14 protein-coding genes are annotated in these 16,093 nt (G+C 50.4%); 10 read left to right on the plus strand and 4 right to left on the minus strand.

The genetic code is table 11. The annotated features are described in order from the left end of the window. The first annotated feature begins 49 nt into the window (after positions 1-49). The 9 genes from MJ611_RS17880 (at position 50) to MJ611_RS17920 (ending at position 10,113) form a co-directional block, all read left to right on the plus strand. Positions 50-2,302 (plus strand): sodium-translocating pyrophosphatase, encoded by a 2,253-nt coding sequence (locus MJ611_RS17880; protein ID WP_250431810.1) that lies wholly within the window; start codon positions 50-52, stop codon positions 2,300-2,302. 95 nt (positions 2,303-2,397) lie between these two features. Next, complete coding sequence (gene hpt / locus MJ611_RS17885; RefSeq protein ID WP_250431811.1) at positions 2,398-2,937, plus strand: hypoxanthine phosphoribosyltransferase; 540 nt, start codon at positions 2,398-2,400, stop codon at positions 2,935-2,937. Between the two features lie 129 nt (positions 2,938-3,066). Further along, positions 3,067-3,657 (plus strand): adenylate kinase, encoded by a 591-nt coding sequence (locus MJ611_RS17890; protein ID WP_250431812.1) that lies wholly within the window; start codon positions 3,067-3,069, stop codon positions 3,655-3,657. Positions 3,658-3,703: 46 nt separating this feature from the next. Further along, positions 3,704-4,696, plus strand: a complete 993-nt coding sequence (gene obgE / locus MJ611_RS17895) for a GTPase ObgE (RefSeq protein WP_250431813.1) — start codon at positions 3,704-3,706, stop codon at positions 4,694-4,696. A 298-nt stretch (positions 4,697-4,994) separates the two neighbouring features. Then, on the plus strand, positions 4,995-5,549 hold the full coding sequence (locus MJ611_RS17900; protein ID WP_250431814.1) for a nucleotide exchange factor GrpE: 555 nt from the start codon (positions 4,995-4,997) through the stop codon (positions 5,547-5,549). A 3-nt stretch (positions 5,550-5,552) separates the two neighbouring features. After that, a complete protein-coding gene (gene dnaJ / locus MJ611_RS17905; RefSeq protein WP_250431815.1) occupies positions 5,553-6,698 on the plus strand; it encodes a molecular chaperone DnaJ in 1,146 nt (381 codons plus the stop codon). Positions 6,699-6,907: 209 nt separating this feature from the next. Next, positions 6,908-7,819, plus strand: a complete 912-nt coding sequence (locus MJ611_RS17910; RefSeq protein WP_250431816.1) for an ABC transporter ATP-binding protein — start codon at positions 6,908-6,910, stop codon at positions 7,817-7,819. Next, positions 7,812-9,137: an ABC transporter permease gene (locus MJ611_RS17915; RefSeq protein WP_250431817.1), complete on the plus strand. Its 1,326-nt coding sequence runs from the start codon at positions 7,812-7,814 to the stop codon at positions 9,135-9,137. Before MJ611_RS17910 ends, MJ611_RS17915 begins: the two co-directional genes overlap by 8 nt. A gap of 88 nt (positions 9,138-9,225) precedes the next feature. Next, positions 9,226-10,113, plus strand: a complete 888-nt coding sequence (locus MJ611_RS17920) for a ChaN family lipoprotein (RefSeq protein WP_250431818.1) — start codon at positions 9,226-9,228, stop codon at positions 10,111-10,113. Positions 10,114-10,624: 511 nt separating this feature from the next. Here the strand turns inward: MJ611_RS17920 and MJ611_RS17925 are convergent. Further along, entirely contained in the window at positions 10,625-10,972 is a 348-nt protein-coding gene (locus tag MJ611_RS17925) for a HesB/IscA family protein (protein ID WP_250431819.1), read from the minus strand. Positions 10,973-11,131: 159 nt separating this feature from the next. Between MJ611_RS17925 and MJ611_RS17930 the strand changes: the two genes are divergently transcribed. Further along, positions 11,132-11,665, plus strand: coding sequence for a DUF7935 family protein (locus MJ611_RS17930; RefSeq protein WP_250431820.1), 534 nt, complete (start codon positions 11,132-11,134; stop codon positions 11,663-11,665). Between the two features lie 93 nt (positions 11,666-11,758). On the opposite strand, the gene MJ611_RS17935 is transcribed toward MJ611_RS17930, so the two are convergent. From MJ611_RS17935 to bshA, 3 genes are all read right to left on the minus strand, one after another. Then, a complete protein-coding gene (locus MJ611_RS17935; RefSeq protein WP_250431821.1) occupies positions 11,759-12,847 on the minus strand; it encodes an aminotransferase class V-fold PLP-dependent enzyme in 1,089 nt (362 codons plus the stop codon). An 18-nt stretch (positions 12,848-12,865) separates the two neighbouring features. Then, positions 12,866-14,758, minus strand: a complete 1,893-nt coding sequence (gene serA / locus MJ611_RS17940; RefSeq protein WP_250431822.1) for a phosphoglycerate dehydrogenase — start codon at positions 14,756-14,758, stop codon at positions 12,866-12,868. Positions 14,759-14,912: 154 nt separating this feature from the next. Further along, a complete protein-coding gene (gene bshA, locus MJ611_RS17945; protein WP_250431823.1) occupies positions 14,913-16,049 on the minus strand; it encodes an N-acetyl-alpha-D-glucosaminyl L-malate synthase BshA in 1,137 nt (378 codons plus the stop codon). Positions 16,050-16,093 lie beyond the last annotated feature (44 nt).

The following is a 16,093-nucleotide window of genomic DNA, read 5'->3' on the forward strand; positions in this document are numbered from 1 at the left end:
TTTTCTTTAATAGCTATATTAGTATTCTCTTCACCCTTAAACCCTTTCAATGGAACCTATTCTTTACGCTATTCCCGGATTTGGTCTGGCAGCGCTGCTGTATACCTTTATCCGGTCTGCCTGGGTGACAAAGCAGCCCCATGGCAACGAACGCATGAGTACCATTGCAAAACACATTGCTGATGGTGCCATGGCTTTCCTTAAATCAGAGTACAAGGTGTTGCTGTACTTCGTGGTGATTGCCTCTGTATTTTTGTTTTATCTCGGCTATACTGGTGAGAAATCGCACCCGCTTATTGTAGCGGCTTTTGTTATTGGTGCTGTGTTCTCGGCTACAGCCGGCTTTATCGGTATGCGCATTGCAACAAAAGCCAACGTGAGAACAGCTGAGGCGGCACGCAGCAGCCTGTCAAGAGCCTTATCGGTATCGTTTGCTGGTGGCTCGGTAATGGGCATGGGTGTGGCCGGTCTTGCTGTACTTGGTCTTGGCTCTTTATTTATTGTGTTCTACTACATGTTCGTGTACAGCACCGGCGCCGATGTTAACGGCATTGAGATGGAGCGGGCGCTGGAAGTACTCACCGGTTTCTCGCTGGGCGCTGAAAGTATAGCCCTGTTTGCCCGAGTTGGGGGTGGTATCTATACCAAAGCTGCTGACGTGGGTGCTGACCTAGTGGGTAAAGTAGAGGCAGGCATTCCAGAAGACGACCCGCGTAACCCTGCTACCATTGCCGATAACGTAGGTGATAACGTAGGTGACGTAGCAGGTATGGGCGCCGACCTTTTTGGCTCTTACGTGGCTACCATCCTGGCAACGATGGTGCTGGGACGGGAAGTGATCGTTGAAGATAATTTCGGTGGTTTGTCGCCGGTTATACTTCCAATGTTCATCGCAGGTCTTGGTATCCTGTTTTCCCTAATCGGAATGCTGTTTGTGCGGGTAAAGGAAGGCGGCAACGTACAAGGCGCCCTTAACCTGGGCAACTGGATTTCCGTGATCCTGACAGCTGTAGGTGCCTATTTTGCCATTCACTGGATCCTGCCTGAGTCGATGAACCTTCGTAACTTTGAATTCTCCAATACCGATGTGTTCATAGCCGTAATCGTAGGCCTTGTGGTTGGTACGCTGATGAGTATCATCACAGAGTATTACACGGCCATGGGCAAAAAGCCTGTTAACTCCATTGTACAACAGTCTTCTACCGGGCATGCTACAAACATTATTGCCGGTCTGGCCGTGGGGATGCACTCTACGGTTATGCCGATGATCGTGCTGGCAGCCGGTATCGTGTTTTCGTATGCGGCGGCAGGCCTCTATGGTGTTGCCATAGCAGCCGCCGGTATGATGGCTACAACCGCCATGCAGCTGGCCATTGACGCCTTCGGCCCAATAGCTGATAACGCAGGCGGCATTGCCGAAATGAGCGAACTGCCGAAAGAAGTACGCGGTCGTACCGATATTCTGGATGCCGTGGGGAACACTACTGCTGCTACCGGTAAAGGCTTTGCCATTGCTTCGGCTGCCCTTACGTCGCTGGCGCTGTTTGCCGCTTTCGTAGGTATAGCCGGTATTTCTGCCATCGACTTGTACAAGGCACCTGTACTTGCCGGCTTATTTATCGGCGCGATGATCCCGTTCATCTTCTCAGCGCTGGCAATTTCCGCGGTAGGCAGAGCGGCCATGGCCATGGTGCATGAGGTACGCCGTCAGTTCCGCGAAATTCCGGGCATAATGGAAGGTACCGGGCAGCCGGAGTATGAAAAATGCGTGGCGATCTCAACACAAGCCGCTATCCGGGAAATGATGTTGCCGGGTGCTATCGCCCTTATTGTGCCGGTTGTAGTTGGCTTTGGCTTGAAAGGCGTGTTCGAGGAAACCTCGTCAGCCGAGATTCTGGGCGGTCTGTTGGCAGGTGTAACCGTTTCGGGGGTACTGATGGCGATGTTCCAGTCAAATGCCGGCGGCGCCTGGGATAACGCAAAGAAATCCTTTGAAAAAGGCGTGATGATCAACGGCGTGATGGAGTACAAAGGCTCCGATCCGCACAAAGCTTCTGTAACCGGCGATACGGTAGGCGATCCATTCAAGGATACTTCCGGTCCAAGTATGAACATCCTCATCAAGCTGATGTCTATTGTGTCGCTGGTAATTGCGCCACACATTGCGCTGGAGCAGAAGCCTCCGATTCCGGAAGAACCAAAACTGAACCAGGAAACACAGCAGTTAAGCCCGGAAACCGGCAAATTAAACAGCGAAGCTGCAACTACGGTAAGTATAAAAGGGCTGGTAGTACGTAACTAAGCTAAGCAATTTATAGTTAAGATAAGCCCAACCTTAGCGTTGGGCTTATTTTTTATTATCCTTACCTTTGTCTGATTCATCAACTATACACCAACATGGATCCTCGTACGATCAAGCTGCACGATTGTGAATTTAGTACCTATATTTTTGAAGAGGAGATAATTGCCCGCATCAGCATGCTGGCCGAACAGATCGATCAGGACTATGCACACAAAAAGCCTTTGTTCCTGGCGGTGCTGAATGGTTCGTTTATGTTCGCCTCTGATCTATTAAAGCGCGTTACTATTCCCTGCGAGATTTCGTTTATTCGTTTGTCGTCGTACCAGAACATGCAGAGCACTGGTAAAGTGAAGGAAGTACTCGGGCTGACGGAAGACGTACATAGCCGCCATGTGGTGGTGCTGGAAGATATTGTTGACACCGGCCATACAGTGCACAACCTTCTGCAGCAGCTCAACGAGCGCGGACCTGCCTCCATCGAGGTAGCCACACTGCTCATGAAGCCGGAATGCCTGCAGCACGACCTGAATATTAAGTATGTGGCCCGATCCATTCCCAACGATTTTGTTGTAGGCTACGGTCTGGATTATAATGGCCTGGGGCGCAACCTGCGCGATATCTACAAGATCGTGTAGCAACTTAACTGAGCAGTATAACCTCTTTGGATTTTACTTAAAGTTGAGGGCAAAGCGCCTTTATTAGAAAAAGTTAAACAGTACTGTAATATTATACTTAATTTTGCCTTTTATTCTTAATCAGAAACTATGCTCAATATCGTCTTGTTTGGCCCTCCGGGAGCCGGGAAAGGTACACAAAGTCAAAAGCTGATTGACAAATACAACCTCATACACCTCTCGACAGGTGACTTGCTCCGTTCAGAAATCGCTGCCGGTACCGAGCTGGGGCTGAAAGCAAAATCACTGATGGATAATGGGCTGCTCGTGCCTGATGAAGTAGTGATCGGTATGATCGCCAGCAAAATACAGGAGAACAAGCATGCAAACGGTTTCATCTTCGATGGTTTTCCGCGCACTGTACCGCAGGCACAGGGGCTTGACAAGTTGCTGTTTGAGAATAATACCGAAATCTCCTGCATGATCGCCCTGAAAGTGGATGACGAGGAGTTAACTAAGCGTCTGCTGCTGCGTGGCCAGACCTCAGGCCGTCCAGACGACCAGAACGAGGAGTTGATCCGCAAGCGCGTGCAGGAATATAATACCAAAACTACCCCAGTGGCAGATTACTACGCCGGCCAGGGTAAGTTTTATGCGGTAGATGGCATCGGCGAGATCGACGAGATCTTTGCCCAGCTCTGCAAGCACATCGATTCTTTGCTGGAAAAGCAGAAGAAGTAAGAATAAGACAAAGCAAATAATCAAAGTATAATTACGCATACCCGGTTTGGCATCATCCAACTTTATAGATTACGTTAAGATCTGCTCGCGCTCCGGACACGGAGGGGCGGGTTCCGCACACTTGCACCGCGACAAGATGACTGCGAAAGGCGGTCCTGACGGCGGCGACGGCGGCCGTGGCGGCCACGTTATCCTGCGCGGCAACTCGCAGCTCTGGACGTTGCTGCACCTGCAGTACCGCAAGCACGTGATCGCCGAAAACGGTCATAATGGTGGCCCAAGCCACTCAACCGGAGCTCAGGGTAAAGATGAAGTGCTCGAGGTGCCGCTGGGTACCATCGCCCGTAATTCCGAGACCGGTGAGTTTATGTGCGAGATCACCGAGGATGGCCAGGAAATCATACTTACCCCGGGTGGCCGTGGGGGCTTAGGCAATGCCCATTTCAAATCTGCTACCAACCAAACGCCCCGCCACGCACAGCCTGGCGAGGAAGGTATAGAGGAGTGGGTGATCCTGGAGCTGAAGCTGCTGGCCGACGTTGGCCTGGTGGGTTTCCCGAATGCCGGTAAGTCTACTTTGCTGTCTGTTGTTTCGGCGGCCAAGCCTAAAATTGCCAACTATGCTTTTACCACCCTGGAGCCTAACCTGGGTGTAGTGGCCTACCGCGACTACAAGTCGTTTGTGATGGCTGATATCCCCGGTATCATAGAGGGCGCCTCAGAAGGGAAAGGCCTGGGAATTCGTTTCCTACGCCACATCGAGCGGAACTCCATGTTGCTGTTTATGGTTTCCTGTGAGAGTGCCGACATTGCCGGAGAATACAACATCCTGCTAAACGAACTGGAAAAGTATAACCCCGAGTTGCTCGATAAAAAGCGTATCCTGGCAATTACCAAGTCAGATATGCTGGACGAGGAACTGGAAGAAGAAATGCGCAAGACATTGCCGGAAGGCTTGCCAGCCGTGTTCATCTCCAGTATAACGGGTAAAAATATCACCCAATTAAAAGACTTGATCTGGGAAGCACTCAACAGCTAGACTCAGCCAGAATATGAAAAATTGGATCGGTAGAGGCTGCAAAGCTGTCTACCGATTTTTTTTAAATGTGTGAATGGGTGAATTTTGAATGAGTTAATTACTCTTTACTCCTGTTGTTATCCTGTAAAGGATCTTGTGGGACGGGAGGATAAGCAGTAACGACAAAGTATAAAATTGGGATTCTCCTACCTGATTCACTCATTCAGAATTAACCTGTGCCATTCTGGCACAAGCTTGCCTTTGGCAAGACAATTGAAAAGATAAAGAAGACCTATTAACCTAACTTTTTTAAGGCATTATGTCAGATAAAGATATTAAGAAAGAGCAGGAAAACGAGGAACTGCAAGAAAACACTGCCAATACGGAAGAAAACGGGCAGGATCAGGATCAGGAAGTCGCTTCGGAAGAAGGAGCTGCCCTGGCCGAGCTTGCAGAGATGAAAGATAAATACATCCGCCTGATGGCTGAGTTTGAGAACTTCAGACGCCGTACTGCCAAAGAGCGCATCGAGCTTTCCAAAACTGCTACACAAGACCTGATGAGCGAGCTGCTTCCTGTACTGGATGATATGGAGCGTGCCCGTAAGTCGATGGAAGAAACGAAAGACGTAGATGCCATGCTGCAGGGTCTGGAACTGGTTTTCCATAAACTGAAGCATGTAACGCAACAGAAAGGTCTGAAAATAATTGAGATTCATCAGGGCGACGAATTCAACAGCGATCTTCACGAGGCAATTACCCAGATACCAGCGCCGTCAGATGATCTGAAAGGCAAAATCATCGACGTGATCGAGAAGGGGTATACCTTGAATGACAAAGTGATCCGTTTCGCTAAAGTTATTATAGGAGCGTAAGCAATGGCTAAGAGAGATTACTACGAGGTGTTGGGGGTGGCCAAAGGTGCCAGCCAGGAGGAGATCAAGAAGGCTTACCGCAAGCTGGCCATCAAATACCACCCGGACAAAAACCCGGACGATCATACGGCAGAAGACAAGTTTAAGGAAGCTGCTGAGGCCTACGAGGTACTGAGCGACGACCAGAAGCGTGCCCGCTACGACCAGTTTGGTCACCAGGGCATGAACGGCGGCTTCGGCGGTGGCGGCATGAACATGGAAGATATCTTCTCTCAGTTCGGCGACATCTTCGGTGGCGGCAGCCCGTTTGAAAGCTTCTTTGGCGGCGGACGCCCAGGTGGTGGCGGTCGACGCACGCGCAAAGGAAGCAACCTGCGCATCAAGCTGAAGCTGAACCTGGAAGAGGTAGCTAATGGCGTAGAGAAGAAGATAAAGGTGAAGCGCCATGTGGCGTGCAGCACCTGTGGGGGCAACGGTGCCAAGAACGGTACCGACATGCAGACCTGTAACTCGTGCCAGGGTTCGGGCCAGGTGCGCAAGGTAGTAAATACCATGCTGGGCCAGATGGTTTCAACGCAAACCTGCCCTACCTGTAACGGTGAAGGCAGAATTGTAACCAAGAACTGCGACGTATGCCATGGCAGCGGCCGTGAGCTTCAGGAAGAAGTGATCACGATCAACGTGCCGGCCGGCGTAATGGATGGCATGCAGCTGTCTATGGGCGGCAAAGGCAACGTGCCGGAGCGTGGTGGTATACCAGGTGATTTGCTCATCCAGATCGAGGAAGAGCCGCACCCAACCCTGAAGCGCGATGGCAACAACGTGATATTCGACCAGTACATCAGCTTTGTGGATGCCGCACTTGGCGCTGATATTGAGGTGCCCACCATTGGCGGTAAGGTGAAGATCAACATCAAACCGGGTACGCAAAGCGGTGAGATCTTCCGACTGCGTGGCAAAGGTATCAAAGACATCAACGGGTATGGCAAAGGCGATCAGCTGATCCATATCAACGTTTGGACTCCGAAGAGCCTGAGCAGTGAGGAGCGTGCTACGCTGGAGCGCCTGCGCGATTCATCTAACTTTGCGCCGCACCCGGGCAAGAACGACAAAGGGTTTTTCGAGAAAGTTAAAGACTATTTCCAATAAGCATTACCCTCTATAGTTTAAATTTAGCTGGAGCCTGCCTTCCCTTTCAGGAATGGCAGGCTTTTTTGCGTAAAAGGATTTGTCTGCCGTAGCACGCCTCTTATCGGGTTCACACTGCCACTGGTCGATAAATATAGACTCTAACATATATAAAGTTGTCTCTTACTCGCATTAGAACTATTTTTGATCAACACTAAAGGTTATCAGCATTGAGCATCCTTAAAATAGACGGCGTATCCAAGCGTTACGCCAACCACACCGCCCTTGACCATGTAAGCTTCGACATCCCGCAGGGTTGTATCTTTGGCTTGCTGGGCCCCAACGGAGCCGGTAAAACATCCCTTATCCGCATCATCACCCAGATAACGGGTGCCGACACAGGCGAAATATACTTTAAAGGCGAGCGCCTGCGACCTGACCACATCAAAGACATGGGCTACCTGCCCGAAGAGCGGGGCCTGTACAAAAAGATGAAGGTAGGCGAGCAGCTGCTATACTTAGCCCAATTAAAAGGCCTGACAAAAGACGAAGCCCGGCAGCGCATCAAGGCTTGGGTGAACCGATTCGAGATACGCGACTGGCTCGACAAGAACATTGAAGACCTTTCGAAAGGGATGCAGCAGAAGGTGCAGTTTATTGCCACGGTGCTGCACGAGCCTTCGCTCATCATCCTTGACGAGCCTTTCTCCGGCTTCGACCCGATCAACGCCAACCTGATCAAGGATGAGATCCTGCGGTTGCGGGATAATGGCGCTACTATCATTTTCTCTACGCACCGCATGGAGTCGGTAGAGGAACTGTGCGACAACATCGCCCTCATCAACCGATCCCGTAAGGTGCTGGACGGGCCGGTGCGGGAAATCAAGAACGCTTACAAAACAGATACCTACCAGATCATAGGCAATGGCAAGCTCATGGTGCTGTCCCCGGACTTTGAGGTGCTGGAGCAGCACGAGAACCACGGTGTGTTCCGCGCTGCCATTAGGCTCCTGAATAACACCAGCCCAAACGACCTGCTCCGTTACCTGCTCGACAAAGTAGAGATACACTCGTTTGTAGAGCTGGTACCAAGTATAAATGATATTTTCATCCGAAAAGTAAAAGAACCGCAACATGCATAAAATATGGTTAATTGTACAGCGCGAGTACCTGACCCGGGTACGTAAGAAGAGCTTTATCATCATGACCTTCCTGACACCGCTGTTGCTGGCTGCCTTTATGGTAATACCTGCCTGGCTTGCCACCGTGTCGGATAGCGCCGATGTGGTGATGGTGCTGGACGAGAGCGGCAAGTTTGCCAACAAGCTGGAGAACAAAAAAGACCTGCAGTTTATGACGCTGCACGGCGATCTAGAAAATGCCAAGGAAGTATACCGCCAAACCGACAATACGGCGCTGCTTTACATTCCGCCCCTTGACATCGAAAACCCGGAGGGCATCAAAGTATACTCCAAGAAGAACACCAGCCTGCAGACCAAGATCCGGCTGGAGAACATGCTGGAGAAGGAAATCGAAAACCAACGGTTTGTAGCCTCCGGCATTGACCGTGCGCTGCTGGATAAAATGAAAGCCGAGGTATCTGTAACCACAGTAAAGCTGAGCGGCAAGGAGGAGGAAGACAACAACGCTTTCGTAACCTCTGGTGCGGGTATCATCGGGGCAGTGATCATCTACTTCTTTATTTTCCTGTATGGGGTGCAGATCATGCGCGGCGTGATCGAAGAGAAGACAAACCGAATTGTGGAGGTGATGATCTCGTCGGTGAAGCCTTTTCAGCTGATGATGGGCAAGATCATCGGTATAGCCGGTGTGGGCCTGACGCAGTTTCTGTTGTGGGTTATACTTTCTTCGATCGTTGTTACAGGAGTACAGGCTGCTTTTGGCATTGATGCGGCGCCAACGCCAATAGAGCAGATCGAGGCTGGGCGTGCAGAGGCAACAGGCGAGGAGGTAGTGCAAGAGCAGAACGATACAGCCATGTTAGCCGACGTCAGCAATGCCATTGCCAACCTGAACTTCCCGCTGCTCATTGGCTGCTTTTTGTTTTACTTTTTAGGGGGATACCTGCTGTACGGCTCATTGTTCGGGGCCATAGGCGCCGCCGTCGACAACGAGACCGATACGCAGCAGTTTATGTTCCCGATCACGATACCGCTCATAATATCCTTTATTATGTCGTACACGGTGGTGCTGAAAAACCCGGATGGACCGGTTGCCTTCTGGATGTCGGTGATCCCGTTTACCTCGCCGATCGTGATGATGGTGCGCGTACCGTTTGGCGTGCCAGCCAGCGAATTGCTGCTGTCTATGGCGCTGCTCGTGGCAGGCTTTATCTTCACTACCTGGATCGCCTCGCGTATCTATCGTGTTGGTATCCTGATGTATGGCAAAAAGATCAATTACAAAGAACTGTCGAAATGGTTGTTTTACAGAGTATAAACACCTGACCAAAGTATACCATAGCCGGTGCCTCAGGTGCCGGCTATTTTTTTGTATTTTGCGTTAGGTATCCTTATCGATCGTACTCATGAAGAATCTGATTATTCTAACCTTGTCGCTGCTGATGACAACTCTTTTCACTTCAACTGCTTCTGCACAGGATAAGCCCGCTTACCAGCTGTTTACAGCCAAAGGCAAAAGTATAAAGTATGGCAAAATGCTGGATGAGCTGGAGAAGGCCGATGTTGTGCTGTTCGGAGAACAGCACAACGACCCGATCGCGCATTGGCTGCAACTGGAAGTATCTAAAAGCCTGCACAAGGTTCATCAGCAGAATTTTGTACTTGGTGCAGAAATGTTTGAAGCTGACGTGCAACTGGTGCTGGACGAATACCTGGCCGGACAGGTACCGGAAACCAATTTTGAGCAGGAGGCCAGGCCCTGGCCCAACTATAAAACAGACTACAAGCCGGTCGTGCGGTTTGCCAAGGAAGCCAATATCCCGTTCATTGCTACCAATGTGCCGCGTCGCTATGCTGCCATGGTCTCTGCGGGCAGCCTGAAAGCACTTGATGGCATAACGGCAGATGCTAAAAAGTATATCGCTCCGCTACCCATAACTGTGGACATGAACCTGCCGGGCTATAAAAACATGCTGGCGATGTTTGGCAGCAGCAGCCACGGCAATACCCGCAGCGAAAACATTGTGCAGGCACAAGCCTTGAAAGATGCTACCATGGCGCACTTTATACTTCAGCAAACGGGCAGCAGCAAAAAACTGCTACACCTGAACGGCGCCTATCATTCCGACAACTTCGAAGGCATAGGCTGGTACCTGAAACAGGGTAATCCGCAGATCAAAACACTTACCATTACCACCGTGCTGCAGGAGGACCTGGAGAAATTACTTAAAGAGAACGAGCAGAAAGCAGATTTTATACTTGTAGTTCCAGCAAGTATGACGAGGACGTTTTAGGGAGTTCTGAGTTCTGAGTCACGAGTTGTCCAACCACCCCTGCCCCTCCTTGTCTAAGGAGGGGAGCTTGGTCTTACTTATACTTATACTACAAGTATAGTTTCATAGCTGCTGTTGGTCATCCCCCTGCCCCCTTCAAAGGGGGACTTGGTAGAAGTTGCATAGCAGCTTACGAAGCAGTGTTATTTCCAGTCCTTGAGTTGAGCGCCTATGCGAGTTTTTCCGGTATCGCGGCAGCGATATTGCGACGCAGGAGCAAAGGAAAAGCTCCCAGCGCGATGCCCGAGGACGAGGCCCCGCGGCCCTGAGCGCACCAAAGCTAAAGATGAAACGAGCAGTAGGTAAGGCTGAGGAATGAAAGTAGCTACAAAGCAAAGGCTTGCTTGCTACAAGTATAAACTTAAGCTATAGTATAAGATTTCTAGCTCTGCTCGAAATGACAAGTATGAAAACAACAAAGCCCGGCTTGTACAGCCGGGCTTTGTCTATCAAAAGAGAAAGAAGGTACTTTTTATGCTGAAAAAGAGCTGCCGCAACCGCAGGTGCTCTTCGCCTGTGGGTTGTTGAAAACAAAGCCGCGGGCATTCAGGCCATCCTGGAAATCCACTTCCATGCCAAGCACATACATTGCATGCTTCTTGTCCATGATCAGGTTCAGGCCATTGATGTTGAAAACCTCGTCAGAGTCTTTTACTTTATCAAAGCCCAGCAGGTAAGACATACCGGAGCAGCCACCACCTTGCACACCCACGCGCAGGCCGTATTCTGCAGGTACATTCTTTTCTTGCATAATATTTCTAACCTCAACCAACGCTCTCTCAGTTAGAGTTATAGGTGCAGTTTTAGTTTCTGTTGCCATAGTAAATGCTTTTCAATGTAGAGACACAAAGTTATACAAATTCCGCGTAAATATGCGCCTGCTGTCTCCTGTAATAGCTAAACAGCCTCAGGCCACAAATGATTCATGCAGACTTAAATTAATTTTTTACGATATTTATACTTTCTAAGAGCAACGAAAATGGACGAAAGCACAACAATTATACTTGATATACTGAAGATCACCATACCTGCACTTATTGTTGCAGGCGCCATGTACCTGCTGGTAAAGAAGTACCTGGACAAAGAACAGCGGGTACGCATCCTGGAACTACGTATGAAAAGCGCTGAAACAGTACTGCCGATCCGCCTGCAGGCTTATGAGCGCATCGTGCTCCTGCTCGAGCGCATTACGCCAAGCAACCTGCTGTTGCGTGTCAGCGGGTCCGGCCATTCAGCTGCCGATTACCACCGCATGCTGCTTACCGAAATCCGTAATGAATTTAACCATAACCTATCGCAGCAGGTGTACATGACCGAGCAGGCCTGGCAACAGGTAAAACAGGCTAGGGAAGAAGTCGTGAACCTGATCAACAAATCTTTCCAAAGTATGGAAGACAAGTCGAAGGGCACCGACCTGGCCAAACGTACCCTGGAAAACATACTTGCCTCCGAAGTAGACCCCACTGCCCGCGCCATCAGCTTCTTAAAGCAGGAGATAGGACAAGTTTTTTAAAGGTAGAGAAGTAGAAAGGTAAAAAGGTAAAGAGGGGTAAGGCTATACTTTATTATTTTTTACTTCTCTACCTTTCTACTTTTTTACCTTTTTTCATCCTACCAGCTCTTCCAACTTGTAAACAAGCGCCTGTACCTGAGCGACAGAGTGCGCCGGGAAATTGGCGATCCTTACCTGGTTTTCTTTACGGTTACCGTAGCCGCTGCCAATGGCCATGTCGTAGGGCGACAGGTGTTTGTTGATCTCTGATGTGGGAAGTATGGTGTTGGCCACGATGGTTGTTGTCGAGCGATGTGCCGGCTCCTGAACGGCAATGTCAAAATTGGTGCTGCGCTCCAGGTAATCGTAGATCAGGCTGGCTTTGGTCTCGGTTTCCTGCCGGATTAGGCCAATACCTTTCTTGTTCATCTCTTCTACCACCTGGCCCAGCAGGTAAATATTCAGTACGTTTGGTGTCTCCGGGGTCTGGTGTGCCTTGGCTTTGCTGAGCAATGAAGTGAGGCTGTGATAGGAGCCCACTGAAAAGCCATTTGCCTGCAATGCCTCAGCCTTGGCCATACATCGGTCGTTTACCAGCCATACTCCTAAGCCGGCCGGCAGTCCAAAACATTTCTGTACTGAGAAAAAGGCAGAATCTATCAGGCTATAGTCAATGTCCGGAATGGGCATGGAAGAGACAGCATCGACAAAGATCAAGGCGTCGCTGGTTGTTCTAGCGCGTACTGCGTGCACATCCGTTACCGGCATGCTCACGCCGGAGCTGGTCTCGTTGTGCGTCAGGGCGATTAGCTCTGCAGAAGCAGGTATAGCTATACTTTCCAGGTGAAAGCCTTCACCAAAAGGTACTTCATACTTGCTGGCTTTGCGCCCCAACTCCTGAGCAATCTCATAAAAACGGTCCGAAAACGAGCCGTTCACCAGGTGAAAGCTCTCTTGCTCCACCGTGTTCTGGATAGAACGTTCCCAGATCTCGTTTGCCGAAGAAAGAAACAGCACCTCATAGTTATCAGGCAGTTGTAGTAATTGTCGCAGCCCGGAAACCGCATGGGCATAGATATCCTTGAACTGCTGGCTGCGGTGCGAAATGCTGCCGATCTTGTTTTCCATGGCTGAGGCCATGTGCCGGGGCACAGTAGGATATAATTCGGAAGGCCCGGGAGTAAAAAAGACTTTGTTTTCCACGCTTTCTGTCGTTTTGGGTTAGTACAGGATCCGGAATTTGATGGTGGCTGGTATGCGCTTCAGATCATTCACCAGCTCTTTATTGTACGCTTTGTCGATATCCGTGATCACGTAACCGATCTGCTCGTTTGTTTTCAGGTATTGTCCCAGAATGTTGACCTGATTTCCTGCCAGCACGCTGTTTATGTTAGCCAGCACACCCGGCACGTTCTGGTGGATGTGGATGAGGCGGTGTGCATTCTTGAGCTCCGGCAGCTGTATGTTCGGGAAGTTAACGCTCTGGTAGGTATTGCCCGTATTGATGTACTCCATGATGCGGTTCGGAACAAAGGTGCCGATGTTCTCCTGCGCCTCGCTGGTGCTGCCACCTATATGCGGGGTAAGTATAACGTTGGGCAAACCGCGCAACTCGCTCACAAATTCCTCGGCGTTAGTGGCGGGCTCATGCGGAAACACGTCCACGGCAGCTCCTCTTATTTTGCCCGATCTCAATGCTTCTACCAGGCTCGGCATGTCTACCACGTGGCCCCGGCTCAGGTTCAGGAATATGGTTCCGTCTTTCATGGCGGCAAATTCCTCGGCACCCATCAGGTTTTTGTTACTGGCGCGGCCATCTACGTGCAGCGTCACGATGTCGGCAGTCTCCAGCAGCTGTTTTAAACTATGGCATTTGCGGGCATTACCCAGTTGCAGCTTTTCTACCACGTCGTAGTAGTATACTTCCATACCCATGGCCTCGGCCAGCACCGAAAGCTGTGCCCCAATGTTGCCAAAGCCCACTATACCTAACTTTTTGCCGCGCACCTCCACACTGCCCTGCGCCGATTTGTCCCAGATGCCCTGGTGCATTTTCGTACTCTTATCGAATGTATTGCGGCACAGCATGATGATCTCGCCCAAGGCAAGTTCCACGACGCTACGCGTGTTGCTGTAAGGTGCGTTAAATACGGCCACACCGGCATTCAGGCAACTGGTCAGGTCTATCTGGTTCGTGCCGATGCAGAAGGCGCCAATGCTCATCAATTTGTTGGCGTGCTCCAGTACCTTCTTGGTAACCTGGGTTTTAGAACGTATGCCAAGTACAGACACATTCTTAATGCGTTCGCAAAGCTCCTCCTCGCTCAGGGCACCGGGTACGGTCTCGATCTGGTAGCCCTCTAGCTTAAACAATTCCACAGCTTTGGGATGGATGTTCTCCAGGAGCAGCACCCGAATGCGGTTTTTGGGGTAGGAGATGGCCATGGGCAGCTGGTTCTGGTACAGAAATTCATCCAGGCTGGGGGCTACATGCTCTGCTTTGGCCACTACGTTGTCGCGCACTACGTTCTCGGTAAACGCATAGAACTTGTTGGCCAGACCTGCTTCTTTTATCTCATAATCGGTGTAGCCGTCGCCCAGCACATACACGTCGCCTTGCAGGGCGAGCGTCTCCAGCAGCTTTATTTTCCCCTTATCCAGGCACAGCACGTTCTCCTCATCAAACCCGATGATGTTACCATGTTCATCAAAGCGAAAGGTATTGGCAAACACGTTCTCTTCTTTGATGCCATACTCGGTTACGATAGGCGTGATGAATTCTTTGAACCCACTCGACACGATCAGTACGTTATCGGCGTATTCCCTAAAGAAGTCCTTGTTACGCTTTACCGACTCGGATACCCTGTTCTGAAGCCGTTGAATAAGTGCCAGCAGGTGCCGCTTGTTTGCCCTTAACAAAGAAAGCCTTTTGTGGAGCCCTTCGGTAAAGGAGCTTTTGCCTTCCATGGCGCTGTTGGTCAGGTTCCGGATCTCTTCCAGCGTCTGCTCTTTGTTAGGATCGTCGTGCAGGGCAATCTCGCCCAGTTCTTCCAGGGCCTCTACCTGTGTGAAGGTGCTGTCAAAGTCGATAATGAAATACTTGTCTTTGTGCATAAGGAAGCTGTTATAGTTTGGCTGTTGCTCACAGGGGGGCAGTAGGAAGGATGACCCTACCTGAGAAGTGACGGAGACTTACTACAAGTTAAACAAAAAATCCGGTAGCATTTTCTGTTACCGGATTTAAGTTAATTTGTTCTGTAAAAAGTAGTTAAATCGTGGCCAGTTGGGCAGCTATGATCTTCTGATAGAAGTTTTCGTACAGCGGCACGATCTTCTCAATGTCAAAATCATGTGCGCGGGCCAGGGCGTTCGCTTTAAACGTCGGCAAGTGTTCCCCATCCAGTACATACAGGGCGTGTTTCACCATGTCGTCAACGTCGCCGATGTTGCTTACAAAACCTGTAACGCCATTGATGTTTAGCTCGGGTATACCTCCGGCATTGGTAGAGATAACGGGAACCTCGCAGGCCATCGCCTCCAGGGCTGCCAGGCCAAAGCTTTCCTTCTCGGAAGGCATCAGGAACAGATCTGCAATTGAAAGCACCTCCTCCACGGCTTCCAGTTTGCCCAGGAAGCGCACATCGTTGCAGATGTTGAGCTCGCGGCACAGCTTTTCCATCTTAGGTCGGTCAGGTCCATCGCCTACCAGCAGCAGCTTGGACGGCATCTTTTCTCTTACACGGGCAAATATCTGGATCACATCTTCCACGCGTTTTACTTCGCGGAAGTTAGACGTATGCACCAGCAGCTTTTCATTGTTCGGGCTGATGGCCATCCGGAAGTGCTCTTTTTTCTGACGACGGAACTTCTGCAGGTTGATAAAGTTCGGGATCACTTCAATGTCACGCTCGATCTGGAAGAAATCGTACGTTTCGCTGCGCAGGCTCTCCGATACGGCCGTTACCCCATCCGATTGGTTGATGCTGAACGTTACCACAGGCTCAAAGGAGGCGTCCTTGCCCACAAGGGTAATATCCGTGCCGTGCAGGGTGGTGATTATAGGGATGTTGATGCCTTTCGTTTTCAGGATCTGCTTGGCCATATACGCAGCCGAAGCGTGCGGAATGGCATAATGCACGTGCAGCACATCCAGTTTCTCGAACCGCACAATGTCTACCATTTTGCTCGCAAGCGCTAACTCATAAGGCGGGTACTGGAAGAGCGGGTAAGAAGGAATGTATACTTCGTGGTAAAATAAATTCTCGTTGAAAAAGTCGAGGCGGGCCGGCTGGCTGTAGGTGATAAAATGTACCTGGTGGCCTTTCTGGGCCAGCTCTTTGCCAAGTTCAGTGGCTACCACGCCACTGCCGCCGAAGGTAGGGTAACAGACGATACCGATTCTCATAGTATATGTTTGGCTATTTGCTAAGAAAGCGCAGCCTATCCGTG

Origin of the sequence: Pontibacter ruber, from assembly GCF_023630205.1 — a bacterium.
In the GTDB taxonomy this organism is placed as follows: domain Bacteria; phylum Bacteroidota; class Bacteroidia; order Cytophagales; family Hymenobacteraceae; genus Pontibacter; species Pontibacter ruber.

Bases quoted from the DNA above. Each gene is read 5' to 3' on its own strand.
- MJ611_RS17880 (WP_250431810.1), top strand. From the start codon at position 50: ATGGAACCTATTCTTTACGCTATTCCCGGATTTGGTCTGGCAGCGCTG.
- hpt (WP_250431811.1), top strand. From the start codon at position 2,398: ATGGATCCTCGTACGATCAAGCTGCACGATTGTGAATTTAGTACCTAT.
- MJ611_RS17890 (WP_250431812.1), top strand. From the start codon at position 3,067: ATGCTCAATATCGTCTTGTTTGGCCCTCCGGGAGCCGGGAAAGGTACA.
- MJ611_RS17900 (WP_250431814.1), top strand. From the start codon at position 4,995: ATGTCAGATAAAGATATTAAGAAAGAGCAGGAAAACGAGGAACTGCAA.
- dnaJ (WP_250431815.1), top strand. From the start codon at position 5,553: ATGGCTAAGAGAGATTACTACGAGGTGTTGGGGGTGGCCAAAGGTGCC.
- MJ611_RS17915 (WP_250431817.1), top strand. From the start codon at position 7,812: ATGCATAAAATATGGTTAATTGTACAGCGCGAGTACCTGACCCGGGTA.
- MJ611_RS17920 (WP_250431818.1), top strand. From the start codon at position 9,226: ATGAAGAATCTGATTATTCTAACCTTGTCGCTGCTGATGACAACTCTT.
- MJ611_RS17925 (WP_250431819.1), bottom strand. From the start codon at position 10,972: ATGGCAACAGAAACTAAAACTGCACCTATAACTCTAACTGAGAGAGCG.
- MJ611_RS17930 (WP_250431820.1), top strand. From the start codon at position 11,132: ATGGACGAAAGCACAACAATTATACTTGATATACTGAAGATCACCATA.
- serA (WP_250431822.1), bottom strand. From the start codon at position 14,758: ATGCACAAAGACAAGTATTTCATTATCGACTTTGACAGCACCTTCACA.
- bshA (WP_250431823.1), bottom strand. From the start codon at position 16,049: ATGAGAATCGGTATCGTCTGTTACCCTACCTTCGGCGGCAGTGGCGTG.